The following is a 23,308-nucleotide window of genomic DNA, read 5'->3' on the forward strand; positions in this document are numbered from 1 at the left end:
GCACCGCAGTTTCGGGCCGCGGGCGCGGCCGGCGCGCACCGGTTCGGCGCGGCCGGTGTCAGCCGGCGAGCGGCAGCACGCGAATCTGCAGCGTGGCCGTTTCCGTCGCGCCCGGCGCGAGCATGCGCAGCCCGAGGCCGTTGTGGATCGCGTCCGGCAGGCCGAGCCAAGGCTCGACGCAGTAGAAGTCCGATTCCGGTTTTTCCGTCCAGGTCGTGACCGCGTACCACGGGATCGAGCCCGGTACGTCGAGCGCGATCTCGATCGTGCGGCGGCGGCCCGGCATCACGATGCGTACCGGCGTGGACGGCGCGCCGTCGAGACAGTGGAAGCGGTCGAGGATGTCCGGATCGCCGAGGCTGTACGACGCTGCGCCGGGCTCGAGCGGGCTGATCGAGCCGTCGGCGCGCTGCATGCGGCGGCGCGTCGGCGGCAGCTCGAGCGTGGTTTCTGCACGTTCGCCGTGCGGCAGCGCGAAATAGAAATGATGGCCCGCGTAGTAGGGCAGCGGCGTGTCGCCGCGGTTGGTCGTGGTGAGCGCGACGTCGAGCGTGTGCGCATCGGCGAGCCGGTAGGTCGTCTCGAACCGGAAATCGAACGGATAGCTGTCGCGCAGCGCGTCGTTCGAATCGAGCGTCATCGACAGCGCGGCGCCGTCGGCCGACGGGCGTGCCGCGAACGGCAGGTCGCGCGCGAAGCCGTGCATCGGCAGGTCGCGGACCACGCCGGCGGCATCGCGCCAGCGGCCCAGTTCGCCGTCGACGCGATGGCGGCCGAGGAACGGAAACAGCAGCGGATTGCCGCCGCGCACGCGCGCGAGGTTGCTCCAGTCGGCCGCGTCCGGCCAGAAGATGACCGGCTCGCCGTCGACGTGCCACGACAGCAGGCGGCCGCCGAATTGCGGGGCGACCCGAACGAGCGACGGGCCGGCGTGGAGTTCATGAATGTCGTGCTGCTGGAAGATCGGCATGGCGAATCGGTATGAACGGGTGGGCGGGGTGCGCGATGGCGCGCTCCATTATCGGGTTGCGAGGCGGTCGGGGAAAACCCTTCTCGGGGAAATTGCGAGTTTTTCAACCTGCCGACGGTCTGGATAATGCCTCTAAACCGGTGATGTTGCCGGGTCATGACACTTCGTGGAGGGGGCCATGGATCTGGCAATGGCAATGGGAATCGCACTGTTCGGCATGTTCACCGGCAGCACGGTATTGTTTTTCTATCAGCTCGGCCGCTGACGGCAATTTCTGCCGGAATCGCAAGGCCCGCCATGCAAATGGCGGGCTTTTTGCTTTCTGCGCGCTTACAAATTGCAAGCGTTTGTGTGCATTGCCGCAATAACCAGTCAAATGCCTTGGCGCAGTAATCTGGGCTGGGCATAATCGGGGCGCGTTTTTTCGGACGCGCGATGCGTCGTCCGCTCTTCTTCCCGACTGATCACCACCAAAAGGACCGACGCGTGAGTCTCTGGTTTCTGGTATTCCTGAGCGTCCTGCAGGGCGTTACCGAACTCTTCCCCGTCAGCAGTCTCGGCCACACGCTGCTCGTGCCCGCGCTGTTCGGCATGCACATCGACAAGCATGCGCCGCAGTTGCTGCCGTTCCTCGTCGCGCTGCACCTCGGCACCGCGCTCGCGCTGCTGTGGTACTTCCGTGCGCGCTGGATCGCGCTGATCAGTGGCTTCTTCGCGCAGCTCGGCGGCCGCAAGAACGACGACGGGCACCTGATGTGGGCGCTGATCATCGGCACGATCCCGACCGGGATCGTCGGCCTGCTGCTCGAGAAGCGCATCGAGCGCGTGTTCCACGACCTGCGGATCGTCGCGATCGCGCTGATCATCAACGGCGTGCTGCTGTGGATCGGCGACCGGATCCAGCGCAGCCGTGCGCATCAACCGCCCGAGAAGATGACGTTCAAGCAGGCGTTCTTCGTGGGCCTGGCGCAGATCGGCGCGCTGATCCCGGGTTTCTCGCGCAGCGGGCTGACGATGATCGCCGGTAACGTGGCCGGGCTGACGGCGGAAAAGGCCGCGGAGTTTTCGTTCCTGCTCGGCACGCCGATCATTTTTGCCGCGGGCGTGCTCGAACTGCCGAAGCTGTTCCATGCGCGCGACCAGCTCGCCGATGCGCTGCTCGGCGGCGTGCTGACGGCGATCGCGGCTTATCTGAGCGTGCGGTTCCTGATGCGCTATTTCGAAGGGCGCGGGCGGCTGGCTTCGTTCGGCGTGTATTGCGTGATTGCCGGGGTGTTCTGTCTCGGCTGGTTCATGCTGCATCCGCAGCCGGTTTGAGGGTTGCGGTGCCGCCGGTCGCGCGTCGCGCGTGATGTGACGCGATGATCGGGTATAATTTCGGGCTCGGCTTCATGCCGGGCCCGTTTCGTTTCGGGGTTTCGAGTTTTGGGGTGTGGTGGTGGTGCTCGAAGCCTTTCGCGTGGAATGCGGTCCGGGTTTTGTCTTGTCGCCGTGTCTTTTCCCCTCGACCGCCCTTAGCTCAGTTGGATAGAGCAACGGCCTTCTAAGCCGTAGGTCACACGTTCGAATCGTGTAGGGCGGGCCAATGGAATCAATGAGTTAGCCAGGTATTGTTGCCGGGCTTTTTGCTTTCTGATTCCCATGTAGGCATGGTGTAGGCGTTTTCAATCAACGTGGACTACGCGCCCGCTTAACGAACGCCGTATAGGGATTCTCCGTGGGCAAGGGCGGCGGCGCGTCGATGGCTTGCCGACCGCGCGGACTCAGGCCGAACGCATCGAGCAAACGGGCCGCTTGGGCGCGCGCGTCGCTCAGCGCGCGCAACGCCGGATGCGCCTTGCTTCCGCCGGTCCCGGTCGCAATCGTCAGCCCTTCACGGTCCAACGTCTCGCGTAACTGCGCCTCCGTTGCCAATGTTTCGGCCAGCAGTTCGAGCGCGCGTAGGTCGGAAGCGCTCAACAGACCCAAGCTCACGACGAGCGGCGCGACGCGGTCCCATTCCGCAGCCGCACGCGATGACATGCCGTCCGGCGGTGGCGGCGCAACGGTCAATTGATCGGCCGCGATGCCCTTAAGCCGGTCGGCACGCAACGTACCCGAAAGCGCCTTCGCGGCGTTCGATTTCTGCGGCATGATTCGCTCCCGAAAAATGGTTTTGGTGCTGGCGTTGCAAAAATTCGCGTTGCGCCACGATCATCGGCGCGGTCCCGCTAGAGATTGCCTACCCCCTACCCATCCTCATGCGGGTGCGCGGACGGCCCGCAAAGCCTGTCCACCCGCGCCGCGTGCGTCTACATCGACGCACACACCGACCGCTCAGAGTGCCTACAATCGAACTGCATCGTGGCATGCTCGGTTGCCGTCCGCGAAGGCGACGCCAAAGCTTCCTGATTAACTGTTAGCCCACTCAAAGACCGTATGACGCGCGATCCGTTCATAGTCCGACGTGTTTCCGGCATGCCCGTTTCCGACGAGGAATTGCTTGCCGACCTTCGATCCACAGCCACCGATATGGGGAAGCTAACTATCGGTCAAAAGGACTATCTCCGGCTTGGAAAATACGACGTTTCAACAGCGATCAGACGCTTTGGTTCGTGGAATGAGGCTCTAATCCGTGCTGGCCTCGCGGTTTCGAACGAGGTTGATATTTCAGATCAACGGTTGTTTGAAAATATCCTCGCGCTCTGGCAGCACTTTGGACGCCAGCCAAGGCGAAGTGAGCTTGCGCAGCTTCCGTCAACTATCTCGCAAAGTCCATACAACCGCCGTTTCGGTTCTTGGTCCGCAGCGCTTCACGCTTTTGTTGAATATGCAAACGACAGTGATGAGGCAGTAGCGCCTGTCGCTCTCGATTCATCTACACCACGTCGCAGAACCGGCCGTGACCCATCGTTAAGGCTTCGCTGGCATGTTCTCCAGCGAGATCATTTCACTTGCCGGGCGTGCGGCGCGAGCCCTGCTCTTACCCCCGGCGTTGAACTTCACGTTGACCATATCGTTGCTTGGAGCAATGGCGGCGATACGGTGTTCGAAAACCTACAAACGCTTTGTTCAGTATGTAATCTTGGCAAGTCGAACGTCTAGCGAGTGTCCGAATACGGGCGGCATGCAGCAACGGCAAACGCCGCCGATGCACGCCGCCTGTCTGCAGCTAGTCCCCGTAGCCTGCGACTTCGGCCAACAGGTCGCTATGCGGTCGCGAACGGCGAGTTTCCCACTTCTGACGCGACACGAAGCTGAACAGCGGTTCCAGCGCCGAATCTACGTGCATCCGCGCCCGCGATACCAGTTCCTCGCTTGAAATGGAACCGTCATGAACAAGAGCGCGAACGCCGCGTTGTGCCTCGGCGATTTTCTCGCGAGCCGCCTTGATTTCGGGCATGTTCGTCGTGACGTTGCCGACGCGAACGCCAAGCCAGTTTTGCGCCGTGAATACGTCGGTCCGAACTGCGGCGCGCAACAAATCATCGGCGCTCGACAATTCGTCGAGCGCCTCGCCGACTGCGGGCGGCGCGGTGCATTCGAGTTCGGTCAGGATGCGTTCGCGCGCGCCGTTATCGGCCATCGTCCAAACCGCGAGGCGACCGCGCGTTTCGAGCATCGTTTTTTCAGCTTCATAGCATGCAGCTTTCGCGGCAGCGAAGGCAGCCGCCGCGCGTTCGGCCTCATTGGTCAACGCGGACCGTTCGCTTTTCCGGTCCGGCAGCGACTTGAGTTCGTGCGCCAGTTCCGCTCGGCGCTGGTCAACCTTGGCGCGCTGTTTCGCCTCAAGTTCGCCGGTGAGGCCGGCATCGTTAGCGAGCGCTTCAAGGGCTTCGAGGCGTTCGGGCAGGGGACGCTTCAACGGATTCATAGCCATTCTCCAAAAAGGCGCGTTAGCGCGGGATCAAGACGATGTAACCTTCGGGACGAATTTCGACGCGGTATTTCACGGGGCCGGGCTTTACGACTCGATACAGCGGCTGGCCGTTCGAACCGGGCCAAATGAAAGCACTGTATTCGCCGCGTGTCTCGTCAAAATGCAGATGCTCCAGAAGTCGTTTCGGTACAGACATTTCCATGATTTCGCACTCCTATTTACTGAAGTAAAACGCCTTCACATTGCGGCTGCCCCGTACCTACAAATCGTCCTGCATATCTGACGTATCGCCGCTGTAGAACGCCGCAGCTTGTCGGGAACCATCCACAGACGGGCGTCCGCCCCGGTGCTCGTCGCAGTCGTTTGAACCTTGCATAGCGACCCGCTTGCGCTTCACGTGGTAAGCGGTCAGCACCGCGTGCGCGACCATGTCGAGCGCCGGTTTAGCGTCGCCGTTTCGGTCCGTCCAAACCTTCGGGGTCAGCGTACCGGCCAGCGCGACGGAATCGCCGTCATCGAGCGCCAACAGGCCGACCTTCACGCCGTCCGAGAACGCAATCACGCTCACGAACAGCGCGTCACCGTCGCCTACGGGTACGCGCACCTTCGCGACGACGAACGCCTTGCCGCTCGGGCCGACACGCTCCGTCGCCTTGTTGTACATCTTCCCGCTTATGAGGCCATCAATCATGTGTGCCTCTCGTCGCCCATTCCTCGAACGTCCCGCCGAACGCCTCGCGCATTGCGGCATCTACGCCAGGCTTGGCTTCGTCCGTAGCCATCCAGTCGAGCATCACGAAGCTGACTGCCCAATACAACGGCGCGCAGTCGAACGCGTTGCGCTCATCGCCCCGGCGCATGGCCGACCATTCGAGACTGTACCCCCACAGCAAATGCAACATCGAATCACGCCCCGGCTCTACATCCCGCGCATCAGCGGAGTTCGCACCGATTAGCATCAGGCGCTGTTCCAGCGTTGTGCGTGCGTCGATTTCGTCGAAGGCGCCAATCAGCCGCTCACCGACTAAGGTGAGCCGATAACGCATATGTGGCCCGCCTCCGGCGATGATTCGCCGGGCATCGCGGCGGCACCGCGCCATCAGGTTGCCGAAACGGGGTAGGTTGGATGCTCTGCCATTGATGAGACCGTCAATCATTTAGTACCTCGCACCGTGAAAAGGACGCTTTCCCGAAAACGCCCGAAATTTCCCGAAACGGGAATTCCCGGGCCGGTCCGCTTTTCCCGAAATTTCCCGCCGCCCCTATAAGGGGCACGGGATTTCGGGAAGGATGGCCGGGACGGTAGGCAGGTCACGTGCGCCATAACCAACCATCCTTGGCGGCGTAAATGCCGCGAGTCACAAGCCCGGTAATCGCCTTTCTGGCTCGCTCGTTCCGCCGCTTCGGTTCACACGTCAAACGCGCTGCGACAATCGCTACGGCGGGTTCAATTTCGAGGCAGGGGCGGCCGAACGGCGCGTCGCCCTTGTTGAATTCGCGCGAGTCGCGCAGCGGTTGCGCGAGCGCATCCATCGCGATGCGCTGATTGCCGCCTTGCGGCAGCTTCACGTGCTCCACCCCGGCGACACTGTCGTCCGGCGCGACGACGCAGGACGTAATCGGCTCGCCGGCTTCATCCTCGCCGAGGTCCACAACGCGAAGCGCGAACGCGTAACGCTCGCCGTCGGCATCGTCCTTCGATTTCGCGACGGTCCATTCTCGGCGGCCATCGATACGCGTCACTTCGAGGGCGGCGTCCAGCGCCGCGAACAGCGACGAATGCCCGCGCAATCCCTTGGCCGCATCTTTCCCTGTGTGATGCACGACGAGAACCGCGCCGCCGATACTGTCTTGCAGGATTTTGAGCTTCGCGATGATTTCGCCCATATCCTTCGAGCTATTCTCGTCCGCACCGGGCGCAGCGCGATTCAACGTATCGATTACCAGCAACCCCGCACCGCCGCCGGCCTGAACGGCTTCCAACAGGTCGGATACATCCGCCAGGTTGCGGACGTCGAAGGGTTGCGTAACGAAGTGCAACCCTTCCGGCAGCGGGCGATGGTTGCGTGCGCTCCACGCCTTGGCACGTTTGCTCAGGCCGGCTTCACCTTCGAGGGCGATATAGACAACAGGTGCCGGCGTGACGCGGTAACCGAACCAATCTTCACCGCCCGCGATTGCAGCGCAAAGGTCGAGCACGAGAAACGACTTACCCGAGCCGCTCGGGCCATACATCGCAACCGTCCCCTGCGCTGGAATCACGCCTCGCACGAGCCATCGCTGCGCCGGTGCGTTCATCAAGTCATTTGCCGTTTGGAGCCTGTAGCCCTGTGCTGCGACAGGTGCAGAGCGCTTAACGAGGAAGTCCGCACGAGCTACTTCAGCGGCATGCTGCTCGCGCGAGCGCCGAATTGCGTCGTCGGTCACGGTATCGCCGATATAGTCGGTGCCCATTAGAAGCGGCCCTCCCGCAACTGAGCAAAAATCCATTCCTTTGCGGAGGCAACAATGTGTTCCGTAACCCATGCCTCGTGCTGCGCCCACGCTGCATCACCCATCCGCCGGCGGCATCGTTCGCGTTCGGTCTGAATCATCTTGTTGATGCGAGTTTTGATGGCTTCGGCTTCGCTCATTACGCCCCCCGCTTCTTGAGCCAGCGGGCGACTTTGCGGCGGTCGGACGTGGTGAGGTAATAGACGCCGCGCAGCACTTCGATTCCGTAACGGTCGGTGCACGCGACTCGCACGCACGGCAAAGCGAGTCCTTTTGCACGCAGGCCCGCAACGAGGTCGGGCGCGTTGCTACAGCCGACAACGGTGTCCAGTTCCTCACGCGGCATCGGACGGCGTTGCAGCACAGTCAATGCGCGAAGCTGACGGGGGTTGGCGGTTCCGGTAAACTCGTGTTGACGTTTTGCGCTCGATTCGGCTTTGCTGGGTCGGGCGTTTTTCATTATTGGCCCCCGGTCAGCTTTTCGAAGGAATCAGCCGGCCAGAACAGCCGACCGTTCTGCGCCTTCACCGGGCGAATGGAGAAGTAAGCGCCGGTTTGACAGTAGCGCTTGCGGATGGATTGCGGCCGGATCGAAAGGAGCTCGGCCAGTTCCTCCGTCGTGAGCGGGCGGCGCGCCTGAGTCGCCGTGAGAGGGGTTGTTGTCATTTCCGTATCACCATCCCGCCGTCATGTACGGCGTTGAGTTGAGGTGATACGTATTGGATTAGCGGAACTATCCTCCCCCGCAAGACTGCCCCGTTACCCCAAAATGGGGGAGTGCTGCTACGAAGTTACGCGTCGGCAATCTCGCCGTCGCGCCTTAGGCGATCCCACGCTTTATCGAACACGCTGCCCGTGAATTCAGGGAGCAGTGCGCGAACCGCACTTTTAACGCCAGCTTTGCCGGGCGTTTGTTTCGGCAGCGATACTGGGTTATGGCCGAGATCACGGATTACCCGCAGAATCTCGTTTTCCTGATGGCGTTGCCGGGCGAGCGGCTTCATCGCTGGGTCCGCCGGCTGTGCCGACTCGGCATGCGGTCGTGGAAATCTATAGGAAGTACGCGGCTCATGCGCCGCCAGCCACGCGTTCAAATCGTCCCAATACGCTTCCTCATAGAACGAACGCGCGCGTGTTCGCGACGAGTATTGATACTTCGCCCGTTCCCCCGGGCCATATGTGGCAAGGTCGCCGCGCTCGGCCGCAGCAATGAGCTTCACAACCATTTGTTCAACGCGTTCATCCGTGCCACAGATGGCTTCGGCGGCTTCCTGCAGTGTGAACCGACCGGCCGCCTTTTTTTCGGCCTCTTGCTGTGCGTATTGCTCATTGAGCGCCGACGTGCTTGCGACATGCTCAAGAGTGGTGCCTGTTTCCGATATCGTAGCTACGACACGCGCAGCGAATTCTTGCAGGTCGGCCGAGTTCATTCCGATTGACGAGATGCCGACCTTTTGGCCCAACTCCAACGGCTCGACGAATACATATTCGCCCGGCCGTCCATAATCGTCTTCGGGGCGTTCCGCTATCGAAATAGCGGCTTCGCCCGTCTTCAGTAGGTCGTCTACCTGAGCCGGATAGAGGGCCACGGTTTGATACGGTGCGGGGCACACATACACGAACGGATTACTCGGCGTCCCGTTTTCGGCATCCCATTTGTACCGGGCGAACTTGGTACTGCGCGGCGGCGCGCATCGTAGGCAGGTCGGCGGCTGGGTCTTGCCTTGCGGAATGCGATACCCGTCTAGCACGTCGCTCAGGATGCGGCGCGGCGTCCATGCTTCGCCGGTCAGAGCCGAAAGCAACGACGCGGCATCGTCGAGCGTATTCCAGCGCAATACCTTATCGAGCGGACGCGTGCCGCTTGTAAAATCGAACGTAGCCATGCTGCGCGCCTCCCTGAAGGCCGTTCGTGGTTAGGCGGGTTCGATGCGCGAACATCGTTCCCCGCCGCTTCGTTCGATTCTAACGGCTACTCACTGAGCGATGCGCAAGCCTTGCGGTTCGGCCTTCGCATCGAATTCGATTCCGGCCTGTTCCAACATCCACGCTTCGATTTTGTCGTGCCACTTGCGTAGCAGGTCGAGCGGGCGGCGGCGGTAGTGCTTTTCCGCGATAGCGGATGGCTTGTGACCTTGAATTTGGGCGATGACGCCGACCGGAACCTCGACCCACTCGGCCAGCGTCCCGAACGAGCGCCGAAGGCCGTGCAGGCTCAGATGAGGAAGGCCGGCTACTGCTAGCGCTTGGTTATGCGCGATGCGCGGCTCGGCGATTTTTCCATCGGCCGATTTTTTGCTCGCGAAAACCCAAGGGGAGGGCGACCATGATGCGCCCTTCTCGGTCAGGTCGCGTATTTGACGGACGTTCGGTGGCGTGTCATTCAAGCGTTTGAGTTCCCGCAGGATGCTCGCGAGGTACGGCGTAAGAGGGATGACGCGCGAACCTTCGACCTTGTCGGCGATGAACAGACTGCGCCACTGGAAATCCACGTCGGCCCACTTGAGCGCAGCCATTTCTTCGCGGCGCGCGCCCGTAATAAGCAGCGCTTGCAGGTATGTCGCAATCACCGGATTTCCGAGCGTGCGGACGGCGTCGAACCATGCCGATAGCTGTTCTCGTTGCAGGCAATCATCTTTAGCCTTGGTACGCGGTACGGCGCTTCGAACGGCGCGTGCATTGTATGCGTTTGACGGAATGATGCCGCTGTACTCCGGCCGGTCGTCACACCAGCGGATGAACGCACGCAGCTTGCGATAGCTCTGCTCGGCGTTGGTCGGGCGCGTCAGCGATTCCGATTCGAGCCATGCGGCGACAGCGCCAGCGGTCAAGTTGGATAGCTTTGACTCCATCAACGCGGCGAGCGGTCCGGCTACCGTCACGCCTTTTCCCCGCTTTCTCGGTTCACCGCCAGCGTGGGCGAGATTCTTATGGTCGGATAGATGGCGCTCGCTCCACCGCGACCGGTTCGCTTCAAGATAAGCCGTCCACGCGTCGCGCATGGTCGCATCTTGCCGCTTGGCTTCGGCTTTCCGCGCTTCATAGGCGGCGCGCTGCTCGGCTTTCACCTCGCGCGGGTCCTGCCCGTCGTCGATAAGCGTCCGCAGTCCGCTCGCCTCGGCGCGCGCCTTGCCCAAGTCCCACGCCTTTGCGTCGCCTATCGTGATGCGCACCGTTTTCCCGAAGAGGCGCGACTCGAAGATATAGGAACGAGCCCCGGCTTCCGTCACGCGAAGGCCGAAGCCGGCTGTCTTCGCGTCCCAGTAGATGCTCTGCTTTTTGCCCGGCTCGCACTTGAACGCCGCGACGCGTTCCACCGTGAAGTTCGTCTTGCTCATCCGCCGCCTCCATAGGGCCGCATTCGTGTAGGCACCATGTAGGCAAATTATTTCATCGCGGATCGCTCAAAGTCAATCAGCTTATCTTCGGAATAAACGTGCAAGTGATTGATTTTTAATAAGTATAGTTTGGTTAGAATGGAGCGGAATGGAAATGGATTGACAGGAAAATAGAATTTTTCGGCCTTCTAAGCCGTAGGTCACACGTTCGAATCGTGTAGGGCGGGCCAGTCAAATCAAGTACTTGCATCCCGTATCTCGCCGCATCAAGCTATCAAGATATTGTCCGTGTAATCATGGTGTAACCGGATTTGGTTAATCAATGGGGATTCGCAACGATACCCGCTTGACGAGGCAGTTTCTCACTGGTGCCAAAGTTCAAGTCCGCCGAGGATGATGGCACTCCACCAAAGTTGCATGGAAAGGGCCGCCACTTGGTCCTGGGCGTTAGTGACCGTCGCTGCAACTTTGTCGAGCATTGCGGCATCCGTCAGCGGCGTTGACTCTGCCGTCTATCCTGTCGCGTCACGGGATACGCGTGCGCCCCCGGTGCATCGCACATCCTGCAGAAAATGCGAATGTCCCCCCGGATTCAAAAGTGTTTTCGCGGAATGGCCCTTCCGCGACACAGCGTCGGCCACGGATACTGACGGCCATACACGTTCCGCATCCGCGGACGCCACACCGATCCCTGCATGACCGATGCCGCGGACATCCGGCGTCCTGGCCGGTCGTCCTCACGGCGCATCCGGCATGACCGCCATGCCGCAGGCATCGCCGCGCACTCGAACCACAAACCCCCACCCATGACCCAACTCCACCACCACGAATCATTGCCGACCCGCTATCGCGCATGGACCTGGCATGGCTGCGGGCATCCCGAACAACTGCGTCTCGAACAGATCGCGATGCCGGCGCTCAAGCCCGGCCAGGTGCTGGTACGCAACCACGCGATCGGCCTGAACCCGGTGGACTGGAAAGTGCTCGGCGGCGCGCTGGTGAACTGGTCCGACGGGCATGTGCCGGGCGTCGACGGCGCCGGCACGGTCGTCGCCGTCGCGGACGAGCACGCGCGCCATCTGCTCGGTCGCCGCGTTGCGTACCACCAGGGCCTCGACGGACACGGCAGTTTCGCGGAATACACGCCGATCGCCGCGTCCGTGCTGCTGACGGTGCCCGACGCGCTCGATTTCGAAACGGCCGCGAGCGTGCCGTGTCCCGCGCTGACCGCGTGGCAGGCGCTCGAGAAAGTGCCGTGCCGCACCGCGCGCGAAATTCTCGTCAGCGGAGCAGGGGGCGCGGTGGGCAACTATCTGGTGCAGATCGCCGCCGACCGCGGATTCGAGGTCACGGTATCGTGCAACGAGCGTCATTGGGCGCGTCTGCGTGCGCGAGGGGCGACCCGTTTCGTCGCCGGCCCGATCGGCGAGACCATCGACGCCGGGCACGAACTGGCCCGGCGTTTCTACGCAGTGTTCGACAGCGTCGATGCGCAAAGCGCGGCCCGCTGGACTCCGGCGGTGTCCGCCAACGGGCATGTCGTGTGCATCCAGGGCCGGTTCGACGCACAGCCGCTGCCGCCGTTCACGACGAGCGTATCGCTTCATGAAGTCGCGCTGAATGCACTGCATACGTACGGCGATGCGGCGGCGTGGCTCGAGACGACCACCGCGGGCAGCATGCTGCTGGCCGGTATCGCGAACGGCACCCTTCAACCCGAAGCGCGTGTCACCGGCGATTTCGAGCATTTGCCCGAGCAACTGGAAGGGCTGCGGCATCGCCGGTTCTCCGGCAAACCGGTGGTGCTCGTCGGGTGAAGAGCGCACGACGGACGGAAGCATGCCGGTTGCACGTCCGTCGGCGAGACCGGCATCACCGCGTCACGCGCCGAAGCGATTCAAGCGCGTTGATAACCCGGCTACCCGAATCCCCCCGATCCGACGAAAAACCCGAATTCGTCTGATAATACGAGCGGCGATCCCCGCGAACGAGCAATCGTCCGAATCCCGCCGAACCGTTGCAGATGCAACCAGACGGCAGCATTGCCCCGATTGCGTCGTTCTCCGACGCAATCCGGAAATGAAACGGCGTCAGGCCCACCTGGTCGTTCGGAATGTGCCCAGCGCCGTTCAAATCCCCACTCGACGCCCGCGCGATACGGCGCCGACCACAGGAGGTGAACGATGATCACGCTGACCGTCAACGGTAGCGAACAGCATTTCGACGGCAATCCCGACATGCCGTTGCTCTGGTATCTGCGCGACGTCCTCGGCCACACGGGTACCAAGTTCGGCTGCGGGATGGCGCTGTGCGGCGCGTGCACCGTGCATCTCGACGGCACGGCGATTCGCGCGTGCATCACGCCGGTCGCGGTCGCCGCCGGCAAGCGCGTGACGACGATCGAAGGCTTGTCGACCGACATGACCCACCCGCTGCAGCAGGCCTGGCAGGAACTGAACGTCGCGCAATGCGGCTACTGCCAGTCCGGCCAGATCATGCAGGCCGCGTCGCTGCTGAAGACGAACCCCCATCCGAGCGATGCCGACATCGACGACGCGATGTCCGGCAACATCTGCCGCTGCGGCACCTATACGCGCATTCGCGCGGCGATCCGGCTGGCGGTGCGCCGCGGAGGTGCCGCATGAACGCGCCGGAACTCTCCGTCCACAACGAAAGCCGCCGCGCCTTGCTGCTCGGTTTCGCCTCCGGCGGGCTGCTGCTCGCATTCGGCATGCCGTCGCTCGCGCGTGCGGCCGTGGCGGTGCAGCCGCCGGTCAGCCCGAATCCGCAGTACGGCGGCGCGGGCATGCCGCACGGCTTGCGCGACGATCCGAACCTGTTCGTCGCGATCGCGCCGGACGGCACGGTCACGGTGACCTGCATCCGCTCCGAGATGGGGCAGGGTGTGCGCACGAGCGTCGCGCTCGTGGTCGCCGACGAACTGGGCGCGGACTGGGCGCGCGTGAAGGTCGCGCAGGCGGTCGGCGACGAGCCGCGCTACGGCAACCAGAACACCGACGGCTCGCGTAGCCTGCGGCAGAGCTTCGCGGCGCTGCGCCGCGCGGGCGCGGCCGCGCGCACGATGCTCGAGCAGGCCGCGGCGGCGACGTGGGGCGTCGACGTGCGTCAGGTGAAGGCGACGGTGCACGAGGTCGTCGATACGAAAACCGGGCGCAAGCTCGGCTTCGGCGAACTGGCCGCGAAGGCGGCCGCGCTGCCGGTGCCCGATACGAAAAGCGTGCCGTTGAAGGCGCCGGCCGAGTTCCGCTATATCGGCAAGGGCGAGACGTCGTTGATCGACGGACGCGACATCGTCGGCGGCCGCGCGCGCTACGGGATCGATACGCGGCTCGACGGGATGCTCTATGCGGTCGTCGCGCGTCCGCCGGCTTATGGCGATACGGTCGCGTCGTTCGACGCGTCGGCAGCGGAGAAGCTGCCGGGTGTCGTCAAGGTCGTGCAGCTCGCGTCGACGCCGCTGCCGTCCGGGTTCCAGCCGCTCGGCGGCGTAGCGGTGATCGCGCGCGACACGTGGACGGCCATCCAGGCGCGCGCACAGCTGAAGATCGACTGGAAACACGGACCGCACGCAGGCTACGACTCGGCCGCCTACCGCAAGACGCTCGAAGCGGCGGCCGCGCAGCCGGGCGACGTGATCCGCAACGACGGTGATACGGCCGCGGCGCTCGCGAGCGCCGCGAAGCGGGTGCGCGCGACGTACTACATCCCGCATCTCGCGCACGCGACGATGGAGCCGCCGGCGGCGGTCGCGCGCGTGGCCGACGGCCGCTGCGAAGTGTGGACCTGCACGCAGGCGCCGCAAACCACGCGCGACGAGATCGCGAAGGCGCTGGCCCTGCCGGCCGAGCGGGTGACGGTCAACGTGACGCTGCTCGGCGGCGGCTTCGGCCGCAAGTCGAAGCCCGACTACGTGGTGGAGGCCGCGCTGCTGTCGAAGGCGGTCGGCGCGCCCGTCAAGCTGACCTTCACGCGCGAGGACGACATCGCGCACGACTATTTCCACGCGGTGTCGCTGGAAGCGTTCGAAGGCGGCCTCGACGCGGCGGGGAAGGTGGTCGCATGGCAGCATCGCACGGTCGCGCCGTCGATCCAGTCGACCTTCAGGGCCGGCGTCGTGCACGAGCAGCCGGGCGAGCTCGCGCAAGGCATCGCGGATCTTTCGTTCGCAATCCGAAACGTGCGGATCGAGAATCCGGCCGCGGACGCGCACACGCGGATCGGCTGGTTTCGTTCGGTGTACAACATTCCACACGCGTTCGGGATCCAGAGCTTCGTGGCGGAGCTCGCACACGCGGCGGGCCGCGACCCGAAGGACTTCCTGCTCGACCTGATCGGGCCGGCGCGACGCTTCGAGCCGCACATTGCGGTGAAGAACGTGAACTACGGCGAGGATCCGGCGTTGTATCCGGTCGATACGGGACGGCTGCGGCGCGTGATCGAGACGGTCGCGCGCGAAGCCGGCTGGGGGCGCAAGCTGCCGAAAGGGCGGGGGCTCGGCATCGCCGCGCATCGCAGCTTCGTGTCGTACACGGCGGCCGTGTGCGAAGTGCAGGTCGGCGCGGATGGCGCGATTACGGTGCCGCGTGTCGACATCGCGATCGACTGCGGGCCGCAAGTGAACCCGGAGCGCGTGCGCTCGCAGCTCGAAGGCGCGGTGGTGATGGGGCTCGGCATCGCGCTGCACGGCGAGATCACGTTCAAGGACGGGCGCCCGGAGCAGAGCAATTTCAACGGCTTCCAGGTGCTCCGGATGAACGAGGCGCCGCGTGAAATCCGCGTGCACCTGGTCGCGCCGGACGACTATGCGACGCCGCTCGGCGGCGTCGGCGAGCCGGGGCTGCCGCCGGTCGCACCAGCGCTGACCAACGCGATCTTCGCGGCGACGGGCACGCGCATCCGCAGCCTGCCCGTCGCGGACCAGCTCGCGAAGCCGAAAGCGGCGTGATGCCGTGCTGCGCACCGGGCCGTCCGCAAGGCCCGGTGCGTATATTCGCCCGCGCGCCCGCCGTTGCGTGCGGCCCGTTCATGCATTCTGTTTGCATATCAATTCGACGGATTCCATCGGGCCGATCGGCCGCCACGACAATCGCTTTCCGGCATCAACTGCGGGAATTCAATCTCCATATTTGCGCCCCGAATTCCACCTGAAAATAGAATCAATAGCCCGCTGATATCGGGTTTGCCCGATGGTGCGGTATCGTACAAAGAGGGGCCGGAAAGTGTCGGATCATTGGCCCGTGAATTCATTTTTTGTAAGAAATTCATTGAGCAAAGCCTGACGCGGCTCAATCATTTCTTGAGGGTTGATTGGGCGGCTGGTAATCGGTGAGTATCTGATTTTTTGCTGATTATCGGGCAAGTATTCATTCGCGTTTTCATTCTTTTGTTCCGCGACGTGCATGGTGCCGTGAGGTCCACGCATGGGGTGTCTGCTCGTCTGCAGATTGAAGTCGTCGAACCGGATGCCGGGCGGCGCGAGGATTAATTGCATATCGACAAACAGCCGGTTTGTCGAATGCTGAGCGATCGTGAGGGTGTTGCGAAAGAATTCATCGCGATATTCGATCCGATAGGACGTCGCACGCCATCTGGCTGGAATGATCGATGAAATATAAACGGGTGATGGAGTCGTTTCGTTCATAAATTTAACATATTTAACGTATTGATCTACGTCGCGATTCGCGGCGTGGTTCGATGCCCCGCTAGATGGGTTATCTAGCATTCTCAATCTGGAGAAACGCAATGCAAGAACTGAATCAGCAGGAAATCGCACAAGTTTCCGGCGGCTACTACGGCGGCGGCTCGATTTTCGACACGCTGGGCAACGTGGTCGAGCTGTACGGCCAGACGCTCTACAACGTCGGCGAAGCGCTGACGACGGCTGTCGTGGGCACGGGCAACGCACTGCTCGGCCTACTGGGCGGTCAGCACGCGTAAGCCGAACGCGATTTCCTTGCGATGGCGCGCGCTGCGCCGCCATCGCGTGAATCGCGGACCGCCGCGGCACCGAAGCGGGGTGCCGCGGCGATCTTCCCGGGCAACCGGAACGCATGCCGTCGAACCCATCTGACTGTCAGTCATCCCGTATCTTGACGAACCCGACTTCTCTCTTCCGGCACGAAGCACAACAGGCGCAGCGCGCCGGCGCGCTGGGCGAGATCGTGCTGGTGCGCCCCGTGTCGCTGACGCTGCTGGCGGCCGCCGCGGTCGCGATGGCCGCGTGCGTGCTGCTGTTCTTCACGTTCGGCACCTACACGCGTCGCACGACGGTCAGCGGCGTCGTGATGCCGGATGCGGGGCTGGTGAAGGTCTATGCGCTGCAGCCGGGGATCGTCGTCGCGCGCGACGTGAAGGAAGGGCAGCACGTCGCACGCGGGCAGACGCTCTATACGGTGTCCACCGACCTGCAGAGCGCGGCGCAAGGCGCGACGCAGGCCGCGCTGATCGCGCAGGCGCGGCAACGCAAGGCGTCGCTGCTCACGGAACTGGACAAGACGCGCAGCCTGCAGCAGGACGAACGCGCAACGGTGCGCGCGAAGATCGCGAGCCTGGGCGGCGAGCTTGCGCAGATCGACGATCAGCTCGCGGCGCAGCGCTTGCGCACGTCGATCGCGGCCGACGGCGCGAAACGCTATCGCGGCCTGCTGGCCCAGGACTACATCTCGAAGGATCAGGCGCAGCAGCGCGAAGCCGACCTGCTCGACCAGCAGTCGAAGCTGAACGGGCTGCTGCGCGAGCGTGCGTCGACGGCGCAGTCGCTGACGGAAGCGAACAACCAGCTGGCCGGCCTCGACCTCAAGCAGCAGAACCAGCTCGCGCAGATCGACCGCAACGTGATCGACGTCGACCAGAACCTGATCGAAAGCGAGGCGAAGCGCCGGATCGTCGTCACCGCGCCGGAAGCGGGCGTCGTGACGGCGGCGATCGCCGACGTCGGCCAGTCGGTCGATACGTCCAGGCCGCTCGCGAGCGTGGTGCCGGGCGGCGCGCGCTGGCAGGCGCACCTGTTCGTGCCGAGCACGGCGATCGGCTTCGTGCGGGTCGGCGAGCCGGTGCTGGTCCGCTACCAGGCATTTCCGTACCAGAAATTCGGCCAGTATCGCGCCGAGGTCGTGTCGATCGCGCGCACGGCGCTGTCGGCGGCCGAACTCGCGAACGACGGCGGCCCGGCGGCGACGCCGGGCGAGGGGCGCGATGCGACCTTCTATCGCGTGGTCGTCGCGCTCGATGCGCAGCACGTCACCGCGTATGGCGCGCAGCAACCGTTGCAGGCGGGCATGACGCTGCAGGCAGACATCCTGCAGGAGCGCAGGCGCCTGTACGAATGGGTGCTGGAGCCGCTTTACAGCCTGACCGGTAAACTCTGACGAGGTCGCGCATGGCACTACTCGATCGACTCTCGTTCGGCCTCGGCCGCCAGCTGCCGATGATCCTGCAGACGGAGGCCGCGGAATGCGGGCTCGCGTGTCTCGCGATGGTGGCCGGCTATCACGGCCATCACGTGGATCTCGCGACGCTGCGCGGGCAATTCCCCGTCTCGCTGAAGGGCGCGGGGCTCGGGCGCGTGATCGAGGTCGCGCAGCGCCTCGCGCTCGGCACGCGCGCGGTGAAGCTCGACCTGGCGCAGCTCGGCCAGCTTTGCCTGCCATGCCTGCTGCACTGGAATTTCAACCACTTCGTCGTACTGAAGGAAGTGAGCGGCAAGACCGCGACGATTCATGACCCGTCGCACGGCATCCGCAAGGTGCCGCTCGCCGAAGTGTCGCGCGCCTTCACCGGCGTCGCGCTCGAACTGTGGCCGGCCGCCGGGTTCGCGCCGCGCGCGGCACGGCCGGCGGTGAAGCTGCGCGAGCTGCTCGGCCCGGTGTCGGGGCTGTCGCGCTCGCTCGCGCAGATCCTCGCGCTCGCGATCGCGCTCGAAGTCTTCATGCTGGTGCAGCCGTTCTTCCTGCAGTGGGTGATCGACGAGGTGATCGTCAGCGCCGATCGCGACCTGCTGACGGTGCTGGCGCTCGGTTTCGGCCTGTTGCTGCTGATGCAGCAGGCGACCGGCACGATTCGCGCGTGGGCGCTGATGTACGTCGGTGTCACGCTGAACATCCAGTGGCGCGCGAACGTGTTCACGCACCTGCTGAGCCTGCCGGTGCGCTACTACGAGCGGCGCCATCTCGGTGACGTCGTGTCGCGCTTCGGTTCGATCGACACGATCCAGCAGACGCTGACCACGTCGTTTCTCGGCGCGGTGATCGACGGGCTGATGACGATCGTGACGCTCGCGATGATGTTCGTGTACAGCCGCGTGCTCGGCCTGGTCGCGCTGGCGACGATGGCGCTGTACGCGCTCGTCCGGTGGCTGTGGTACGGCCCGCTGCGGCGTGCGACCGAGGACCAGATCGTGCACGCGGCCAAGCAGCAGAGCCATTTCCTCGAAACGGTGCGCGGCGTGAAGACGATCAAGCTGTTCAACCGCCAGACGGAGCGCCGCGCGAGCTGGATCACGCTGCTGGTCGAGCAGGTCAATGCGAGCCTGCACGTGCAGAAGCTGCAGATCTTTTACCAGCAGCTCAACGGCCTGCTGTTCGGCATCGAGAACGTGCTGATCATCTGGCTCGGCGCGCGCATGGTGATGGACGGCCAGTTCACCGTCGGCGTGCTGATGGCGTTCAACGCGTACAAGAACCAGTTCGACAGCCGGGTCGGCAGCCTGATCGACAAGTACTTCGAAGTCAGGATGCTGCAGCTCCAGGGCGAGCGGCTGGCCGACATCGTGTTCGCGCAAAGCGAGCCGGACGCGAGCCTGCGCAACGTGCCGGGAGAGGCCGACGCGCTTGAAGCGAGCATCGAGATCGACGCGCTGTCGTTCCGCTACGCGGAAGGCGAGCCGCTCGTGCTGGACGGCGTGAGCGCGACGATCGCGGCGGGCGAGTCGGTCGCGATCGTCGGGCCGTCGGGTTGCGGCAAGACGACGCTGATCGGCGTGCTGCTCGGCATCCACGAACCGACGGGCGGCACGGTGCGGATCGGCGGGCTCGACGTCGGCCGGCTCGGCATCGAACGGCTGCGCGCGCTGGTCGGCACGGTGCTGCAGGACGACGTGTTGTTCGCGGGCTCGATCGCGGACAACATCAGTTTCTTCGACCCGGACGCGGACCCGCGCTGGGTCGCCGAATGCGCGCGCGTCGCGGCCGTGCACGATGACATCGCCGCGATGCCGATGGGCTACAACACGCTGGTCGGCGACATGGGCACGGTGCTGTCCGGCGGGCAGAAGCAGCGCGTGCTGCTCGCGCGTGCGCTGTACAAGCGGCCGGGCATTCTGGTGCTCGACGAAGCGACGAGCCATCTCGACATCCAGCGCGAGATGCAGGTCAACGCGGCCGTCACGCAGCTCGCGATGACGCGGCTGATCGTCGCGCACCGGCCGGAGACGATCGCGTCCGCGCAGCGCGTCATCATGCTGCAGGGCGGCAAGGTCGTGCTCGACCAGTCGACCGCCGCGATGCGCGCGGCGATGGCGGCAAGGACGTCCGCCGCTGCACCCGCCGCGCCGCAGCAGGCGACGCATGACGCCGGTGCGGCCGAACCGGTCGCGGGGCGCTGAGCGATGAAGCGTCCCCTCGCTACCGTGCTGGCTGTCGTCGCGCTCGCGGGGTCCGCGCCGCCGGCACGCGCGCAGCTGCTCGACGTGTACGGCATGCGCAATGACGTCGCGGCCACGCCGGCCGGGGCGATGGCGTCGGCCACCGCATGCGGCGCACAGCCTGTCGACGCGCGGCCGCTCGCGCTCGAGGACGCGATCCTGCTGGCGATCTGCTCGCATCCGCAACTGAGCCGGACATGGTCGGATGCGCGCGCGGCCGCGGCCGAGGTCGGCGTGTCGAAGGCCGCGTACTGGCCGACGCTCAATGCGACGGCGGGTGTCGAGCGCGACAACCTGACGACGAACTACAGCGGCGGCTATTCGCAGGACCAGCGCAGCACCAGCCGCTACGGCATGCTCAACCTGAGCTGGGTGCTGTTCGATTTCGGCAAGCGCGGCGCGACGCTCGACCGTGCGCGCGCGCTGCTGCGCGCGGCCAACGCGGCGCACGACGATGCGCTGCAGAGCGTTTTCTACGACGCGGCGCAGGCGTTCTACGCGCTGCGCGACGCGCAGGCGGCACTCGCCGCCGCGCAGGCGGTCGAGCACGCGGCGCAGGAGAGCCTCGCCGAGGCGAGCGCGCGGCACGACGGTGGCGCCGGCACGCTCGGCGATGCGTTGCAGGCGCAGACCACCTACCGCAAGGCGCTGCTCGATCGCGTGAGCGCGGAGGGCGACCTGCAGAGCGCGATCGGCACGCTCGCGACGACGCTGGGTGCCGACGCCGATACGCCGCTGCGCATCGCCGACGCGGAACCGTCGCCCGATCGCGACGACTTCACGCGCGGTGTCGCCGACCTGATCGCCGAAGCCAAGCGCCATCATCCGAAGCTGATCGCCGCGCGCGAAAAGCTCGAAGCGGCGCGCGACGAGGTGCGGGCGGTGCGCGCGCAGTCGTTGCCGACGATCTCGCTGACGGGCAGCGTCGCGCGCAACAACCCGTCTTACCAGCAGCAGGCGTCGTTTCTCCAGCTGCAGAGCAGTCACAGCAACTCGATCGGCATCCAGGTCTCGATTCCGCTGTTCGAAGGGTTCGCGTCGGGCTACCGGGTCGCGCAAGCGAAGGCGCAGGCGGACGCACGGGAAGCCGACGTGCGCAATACGGAACTGAAGGTGTCGCTCGACGTGTGGAAGAGCTACCAGAGCCTGCAGACCGATACGACGAACCTGGACAACTCGCGGCATCTGCTCGATACCGCGCTGCATTCGCTCGACATCGCACGTGGGCGCTACAAGGCCGGCGTCGGCACGTTCACGGAATTGCTGAACGCGCAGTCGGCGCTCGCGGATGCGCGCCGGCAGCGTGTGCTCGCGGTGTCGAAGTGGCGGATCGCGAGACTGAAACTGGCCGAGAGCCTTGGGAGGTTGGGATTATGGAACGACGCGGGCTGAACGGCGCCGGGCCGGACGCGAGCGGCGCGCAAGCGCGCGGCTGCGCGTTCCTGTTCCCGGGACAGGGCGCGTTCTATGCGGGCGCGCTGCGGCAGCTGGGCCGCGAACACTCGAGCGTGCGGCTGACGCTCGACCTGCTCGACGCGGTCGCGAGCGAGCGCCTCGGCCGCCCGCTGACGGGCGCGCTGTGGCGTGACGATGCCGGGCTCGACGTCTGGCTGCACGAAGCGCCCGATCTGCTGCAGCTCGGGATTTACGGCGCGTCGGTCGGGATGTTCGGCGTGCTGCGCGAGCGCGGCGTGACGCCCGACGTGCTGATCGGACACAGCTTCGGCGAGATCGCGGCGCTGGTGTGCGGCGGCATGTATTCGATCGAGCAGGGCGCGCGGATCGTCTGCGACCGGATAGCGTCGTTGCAGGCGGCGGCGCCGGCCGACGGGATGATGGCCGCGATCTCGACGGGTGCCGACGCGACGCGCGAGCTGATCGACGCGAGCGTCGTCACGCACGCGGTGCGCAACGTGTGCATCGCGGTCGAGAACCATCCGTCGCAGACCGTCGTGTCCGGCCCGCGCGACGCGCTGGAGCGCTTCGTCGCGGCATGCGCGGCACGCGGCGTGACCGCACAGACGCTCAGGTCTCCGTATGGATTTCATCACCCCGATCTGGCTGGCGCGCGCGAACAGTTCGCCGCGCGGCTCGCCGCGTATCGGCACGGCCCGCTCGCGATTCCGGTGTATTCGCCGATCCTCGGCCGCCGCTACAGCGGCGCCGACGATCCGGGCGCGCGGCTCGCGTCGCATTTCGTGCTGCCGGTGCGGTTCACCGATGCGATTCGCGCCGCGTGCGCGGACGGCATCGGGCGCTACGTCGAATGCGGCGCGCTCAACGCGCTGGCGCGCATCGTCGTGCGCATCGCGGGGCCCGGCACGGTCAGGACGTTCGGCGGCCCGTCGAACGCGACCGAGGAATCGAGCGTCGTCACGACCATCACCCGTTATTTCCAGGAGGACAGCATCATGAAGGACGATATTCGCATCGGCAACGCCGGCTCCGGGTTCGACGCGTTCTGGCATGCGCGCGGACCGCACATCGTCGACTGGCTCAAGGGCGAGCTGCGTCACGCGTTCGATGCGGCGAGCACGGCGCCGGCCGGCGCCGCACCGGTCGCGGCACCGACGCTCGCCGCATTGGCACCGCAGGCCGAGCCGCTCGTCGCGTCCGCGCCGCGCCTGGCAGCGGTGGCCGCGCCGACCCTGACGGCGGTGCCGGCGCCGTCGGCGCCTCACGAGCCGCTCGCGGCGGCGAAGCCCGCCCACGTGCCGCGCGAGCGGCTGTTCACGGAACTCGTCGATATCTACGCGCAAGCGATGGAGTATCCGGCCGAGGTGTTCTCCGAAACGATCGAGCTCGAAGCCGAGCTCGGCATCGATTCGGTCAAGCAGACCGAGATCATCCAGCGCATCACCGCGCGCTACGCGCTGCCGCCGCTGCCGGCCAATTTCCGCAGCGGCGATTTCAAGGCGATGGGGCAGATCGTCGATTTCGTCTACGAGAACCAGGGGAAGGCGGCCGCCTGACGGCCGTGGGCTGAA

General features: G+C 64.8%; 23 protein-coding genes and 1 tRNA gene. 11 read left to right on the forward strand and 13 right to left on the reverse strand.

The genetic code is table 11. From position 1 onward, the window contains the following. Positions 1-58: 58 nt before the first annotated feature. Positions 59-970, reverse strand: a complete 912-nt coding sequence (locus tag U4Z64_RS30325) for an aldose epimerase (protein ID WP_321821886.1) — start codon at positions 968-970, stop codon at positions 59-61. 486 nt (positions 971-1,456) lie between these two features. On the opposite strand from U4Z64_RS30325, the gene U4Z64_RS30330 reads away from it, so the two are divergent. Beyond that, positions 1,457-2,287 carry an undecaprenyl-diphosphate phosphatase gene (locus U4Z64_RS30330; protein ID WP_124487597.1) on the forward strand — a complete coding sequence of 277 codons (831 nt, stop codon included), beginning with the start codon at positions 1,457-1,459 and terminating at the stop codon, positions 2,285-2,287. 191 nt (positions 2,288-2,478) lie between these two features. Then, positions 2,479-2,555: transfer RNA gene (locus tag U4Z64_RS30335), tRNA-Arg, on the forward strand. A gap of 83 nt (positions 2,556-2,638) precedes the next feature. Here the strand turns inward: U4Z64_RS30335 and U4Z64_RS30340 are convergent. Beyond that, positions 2,639-3,103: a phage terminase small subunit P27 family gene (locus tag U4Z64_RS30340; RefSeq protein WP_321821887.1), complete on the reverse strand. Its 465-nt coding sequence runs from the start codon at positions 3,101-3,103 to the stop codon at positions 2,639-2,641. A 324-nt stretch (positions 3,104-3,427) separates the two neighbouring features. On the opposite strand from U4Z64_RS30340, the gene U4Z64_RS30345 reads away from it, so the two are divergent. After that, the gene (locus tag U4Z64_RS30345; RefSeq protein WP_321821888.1) at positions 3,428-4,054 is read left to right on the forward strand and encodes a homing endonuclease associated repeat-containing protein; all 627 of its coding nucleotides are present in this window, start codon (positions 3,428-3,430) and stop codon (positions 4,052-4,054) included. A gap of 67 nt (positions 4,055-4,121) precedes the next feature. Here U4Z64_RS30345 and U4Z64_RS30350 read toward each other — a convergent pair whose 3' ends face one another. The 10 genes from U4Z64_RS30350 to U4Z64_RS30395 form a co-directional block, all read right to left on the reverse strand. Next, positions 4,122-4,823, reverse strand: a complete 702-nt coding sequence (locus U4Z64_RS30350) for a hypothetical protein (RefSeq protein WP_321821889.1) — start codon at positions 4,821-4,823, stop codon at positions 4,122-4,124. 22 nt (positions 4,824-4,845) lie between these two features. Next, entirely contained in the window at positions 4,846-5,031 is a 186-nt protein-coding gene (locus U4Z64_RS30355; RefSeq protein ID WP_321821890.1) for a hypothetical protein, read from the reverse strand. A gap of 57 nt (positions 5,032-5,088) precedes the next feature. Next, complete coding sequence (locus U4Z64_RS30360) at positions 5,089-5,520, reverse strand: single-stranded DNA-binding protein (protein WP_321821891.1); 432 nt, start codon at positions 5,518-5,520, stop codon at positions 5,089-5,091. Next, the gene (locus U4Z64_RS30365) at positions 5,513-5,986 is read right to left on the reverse strand and encodes a hypothetical protein (RefSeq protein ID WP_321821892.1); all 474 of its coding nucleotides are present in this window, start codon (positions 5,984-5,986) and stop codon (positions 5,513-5,515) included. The genes U4Z64_RS30360 and U4Z64_RS30365 overlap by 8 nt, the downstream gene beginning before the upstream one ends. Positions 5,987-6,140: 154 nt before the next feature. Then, positions 6,141-7,283 carry a helicase RepA family protein gene (locus U4Z64_RS30370; protein WP_321821893.1) on the reverse strand — a complete coding sequence of 381 codons (1,143 nt, stop codon included), beginning with the start codon at positions 7,281-7,283 and terminating at the stop codon, positions 6,141-6,143. Next, positions 7,283-7,462 (reverse strand): hypothetical protein, encoded by a 180-nt coding sequence (locus tag U4Z64_RS30375; protein ID WP_060258679.1) that lies wholly within the window; start codon positions 7,460-7,462, stop codon positions 7,283-7,285. Before U4Z64_RS30375 ends, U4Z64_RS30370 begins: the two co-directional genes overlap by 1 nt. After that, positions 7,462-7,782 carry a hypothetical protein gene (locus tag U4Z64_RS30380; protein ID WP_321821894.1) on the reverse strand — a complete coding sequence of 107 codons (321 nt, stop codon included), beginning with the start codon at positions 7,780-7,782 and terminating at the stop codon, positions 7,462-7,464. Before U4Z64_RS30380 ends, U4Z64_RS30375 begins: the two co-directional genes overlap by 1 nt. Continuing rightward, entirely contained in the window at positions 7,782-7,988 is a 207-nt protein-coding gene (locus tag U4Z64_RS30385) for a DNA-binding protein (RefSeq protein WP_060258674.1), read from the reverse strand. Before U4Z64_RS30385 ends, U4Z64_RS30380 begins: the two co-directional genes overlap by 1 nt. Positions 7,989-8,113: 125 nt before the next feature. Further along, a complete protein-coding gene (locus U4Z64_RS30390) occupies positions 8,114-9,208 on the reverse strand; it encodes a hypothetical protein (RefSeq protein ID WP_321821895.1) in 1,095 nt (364 codons plus the stop codon). A gap of 90 nt (positions 9,209-9,298) precedes the next feature. Then, positions 9,299-10,660, reverse strand: coding sequence for an integrase family protein (locus U4Z64_RS30395; RefSeq protein ID WP_321821896.1), 1,362 nt, complete (start codon positions 10,658-10,660; stop codon positions 9,299-9,301). A gap of 806 nt (positions 10,661-11,466) precedes the next feature. On the opposite strand from U4Z64_RS30395, the gene U4Z64_RS30400 reads away from it, so the two are divergent. The 3 genes from U4Z64_RS30400 to U4Z64_RS30410 all read left to right on the forward strand — a co-directional run bounded on the left by U4Z64_RS30400 (position 11,467) and on the right by U4Z64_RS30410 (position 15,626). Continuing rightward, the gene (locus U4Z64_RS30400; protein WP_321821897.1) at positions 11,467-12,477 is read left to right on the forward strand and encodes a zinc-binding dehydrogenase; all 1,011 of its coding nucleotides are present in this window, start codon (positions 11,467-11,469) and stop codon (positions 12,475-12,477) included. A 366-nt stretch (positions 12,478-12,843) separates the two neighbouring features. Then, entirely contained in the window at positions 12,844-13,305 is a 462-nt protein-coding gene (locus U4Z64_RS30405) for a (2Fe-2S)-binding protein (RefSeq protein ID WP_321821898.1), read from the forward strand. Next, on the forward strand, positions 13,302-15,626 hold the full coding sequence (locus U4Z64_RS30410) for a xanthine dehydrogenase family protein molybdopterin-binding subunit (RefSeq protein ID WP_321821899.1): 2,325 nt from the start codon (positions 13,302-13,304) through the stop codon (positions 15,624-15,626). The genes U4Z64_RS30405 and U4Z64_RS30410 overlap by 4 nt, the downstream gene beginning before the upstream one ends. Before the next feature lie 282 nt (positions 15,627-15,908). On the opposite strand, the gene U4Z64_RS30415 is transcribed toward U4Z64_RS30410, so the two are convergent. Continuing rightward, the gene (locus U4Z64_RS30415; RefSeq protein ID WP_321821900.1) at positions 15,909-16,322 is read right to left on the reverse strand and encodes a hypothetical protein; all 414 of its coding nucleotides are present in this window, start codon (positions 16,320-16,322) and stop codon (positions 15,909-15,911) included. Positions 16,323-16,423: 101 nt separating this feature from the next. Here U4Z64_RS30415 and U4Z64_RS30420 point away from each other — a divergent pair, with 101 nt between their 5' ends. The 5 genes from U4Z64_RS30420 to U4Z64_RS30440 all read left to right on the forward strand — a co-directional run bounded on the left by U4Z64_RS30420 (position 16,424) and on the right by U4Z64_RS30440 (position 23,293). Then, positions 16,424-16,618: a hypothetical protein gene (locus tag U4Z64_RS30420; protein ID WP_044844870.1), complete on the forward strand. Its 195-nt coding sequence runs from the start codon at positions 16,424-16,426 to the stop codon at positions 16,616-16,618. Between the two features lie 152 nt (positions 16,619-16,770). Further along, positions 16,771-18,048, forward strand: a complete 1,278-nt coding sequence (locus U4Z64_RS30425) for an HlyD family secretion protein (RefSeq protein WP_321821901.1) — start codon at positions 16,771-16,773, stop codon at positions 18,046-18,048. A gap of 11 nt (positions 18,049-18,059) precedes the next feature. Then, entirely contained in the window at positions 18,060-20,282 is a 2,223-nt protein-coding gene (locus tag U4Z64_RS30430; RefSeq protein WP_321821902.1) for a peptidase domain-containing ABC transporter, read from the forward strand. Positions 20,283-20,285: 3 nt separating this feature from the next. Next, positions 20,286-21,713: a TolC family protein gene (locus tag U4Z64_RS30435; RefSeq protein ID WP_321821903.1), complete on the forward strand. Its 1,428-nt coding sequence runs from the start codon at positions 20,286-20,288 to the stop codon at positions 21,711-21,713. Continuing rightward, the gene (locus U4Z64_RS30440) at positions 21,695-23,293 is read left to right on the forward strand and encodes an acyltransferase domain-containing protein (protein WP_321821904.1); all 1,599 of its coding nucleotides are present in this window, start codon (positions 21,695-21,697) and stop codon (positions 23,291-23,293) included. The genes U4Z64_RS30435 and U4Z64_RS30440 overlap by 19 nt, the downstream gene beginning before the upstream one ends. The last annotated feature ends 15 nt before the right edge of the window (positions 23,294-23,308 follow it).

The organism is Burkholderia sp. BCC1996 (assembly GCF_905339955.1).
GTDB lineage: Bacteria > Pseudomonadota > Gammaproteobacteria > Burkholderiales > Burkholderiaceae > Burkholderia.

What these genes read in the sequence shown, in the direction of transcription:
- U4Z64_RS30435 (WP_321821903.1), top strand. Translation starts at nt 20,286, where the DNA reads ATGAAGCGTCCCCTCGCTACCGTGCTGGCTGTCGTCGCGCTCGCGGGG.
- U4Z64_RS30415 (WP_321821900.1), bottom strand. Translation starts at nt 16,322, where the DNA reads ATGAACGAAACGACTCCATCACCCGTTTATATTTCATCGATCATTCCA.
- U4Z64_RS30440 (WP_321821904.1), top strand. Translation starts at nt 21,695, where the DNA reads ATGGAACGACGCGGGCTGAACGGCGCCGGGCCGGACGCGAGCGGCGCG.
- U4Z64_RS30405 (WP_321821898.1), top strand. Translation starts at nt 12,844, where the DNA reads ATGATCACGCTGACCGTCAACGGTAGCGAACAGCATTTCGACGGCAAT.
- U4Z64_RS30345 (WP_321821888.1), top strand. Translation starts at nt 3,428, where the DNA reads ATGCCCGTTTCCGACGAGGAATTGCTTGCCGACCTTCGATCCACAGCC.
- U4Z64_RS30355 (WP_321821890.1), bottom strand. Translation starts at nt 5,031, where the DNA reads ATGGAAATGTCTGTACCGAAACGACTTCTGGAGCATCTGCATTTTGAC.
- U4Z64_RS30380 (WP_321821894.1), bottom strand. Translation starts at nt 7,782, where the DNA reads ATGAAAAACGCCCGACCCAGCAAAGCCGAATCGAGCGCAAAACGTCAA.
- U4Z64_RS30385 (WP_060258674.1), bottom strand. Translation starts at nt 7,988, where the DNA reads ATGACAACAACCCCTCTCACGGCGACTCAGGCGCGCCGCCCGCTCACG.
- U4Z64_RS30325 (WP_321821886.1), bottom strand. Translation starts at nt 970, where the DNA reads ATGCCGATCTTCCAGCAGCACGACATTCATGAACTCCACGCCGGCCCG.
- U4Z64_RS30360 (WP_321821891.1), bottom strand. Translation starts at nt 5,520, where the DNA reads ATGATTGATGGCCTCATAAGCGGGAAGATGTACAACAAGGCGACGGAG.
- U4Z64_RS30375 (WP_060258679.1), bottom strand. Translation starts at nt 7,462, where the DNA reads ATGAGCGAAGCCGAAGCCATCAAAACTCGCATCAACAAGATGATTCAG.
- U4Z64_RS30390 (WP_321821895.1), bottom strand. Translation starts at nt 9,208, where the DNA reads ATGGCTACGTTCGATTTTACAAGCGGCACGCGTCCGCTCGATAAGGTA.
- U4Z64_RS30395 (WP_321821896.1), bottom strand. Translation starts at nt 10,660, where the DNA reads ATGAGCAAGACGAACTTCACGGTGGAACGCGTCGCGGCGTTCAAGTGC.
- U4Z64_RS30340 (WP_321821887.1), bottom strand. Translation starts at nt 3,103, where the DNA reads ATGCCGCAGAAATCGAACGCCGCGAAGGCGCTTTCGGGTACGTTGCGT.
- U4Z64_RS30365 (WP_321821892.1), bottom strand. Translation starts at nt 5,986, where the DNA reads ATGATTGACGGTCTCATCAATGGCAGAGCATCCAACCTACCCCGTTTC.
- U4Z64_RS30410 (WP_321821899.1), top strand. Translation starts at nt 13,302, where the DNA reads ATGAACGCGCCGGAACTCTCCGTCCACAACGAAAGCCGCCGCGCCTTG.
- U4Z64_RS30430 (WP_321821902.1), top strand. Translation starts at nt 18,060, where the DNA reads ATGGCACTACTCGATCGACTCTCGTTCGGCCTCGGCCGCCAGCTGCCG.
- U4Z64_RS30370 (WP_321821893.1), bottom strand. Translation starts at nt 7,283, where the DNA reads ATGGGCACCGACTATATCGGCGATACCGTGACCGACGACGCAATTCGG.
- U4Z64_RS30420 (WP_044844870.1), top strand. Translation starts at nt 16,424, where the DNA reads ATGCAAGAACTGAATCAGCAGGAAATCGCACAAGTTTCCGGCGGCTAC.
- U4Z64_RS30350 (WP_321821889.1), bottom strand. Translation starts at nt 4,823, where the DNA reads ATGAATCCGTTGAAGCGTCCCCTGCCCGAACGCCTCGAAGCCCTTGAA.
- U4Z64_RS30400 (WP_321821897.1), top strand. Translation starts at nt 11,467, where the DNA reads ATGACCCAACTCCACCACCACGAATCATTGCCGACCCGCTATCGCGCA.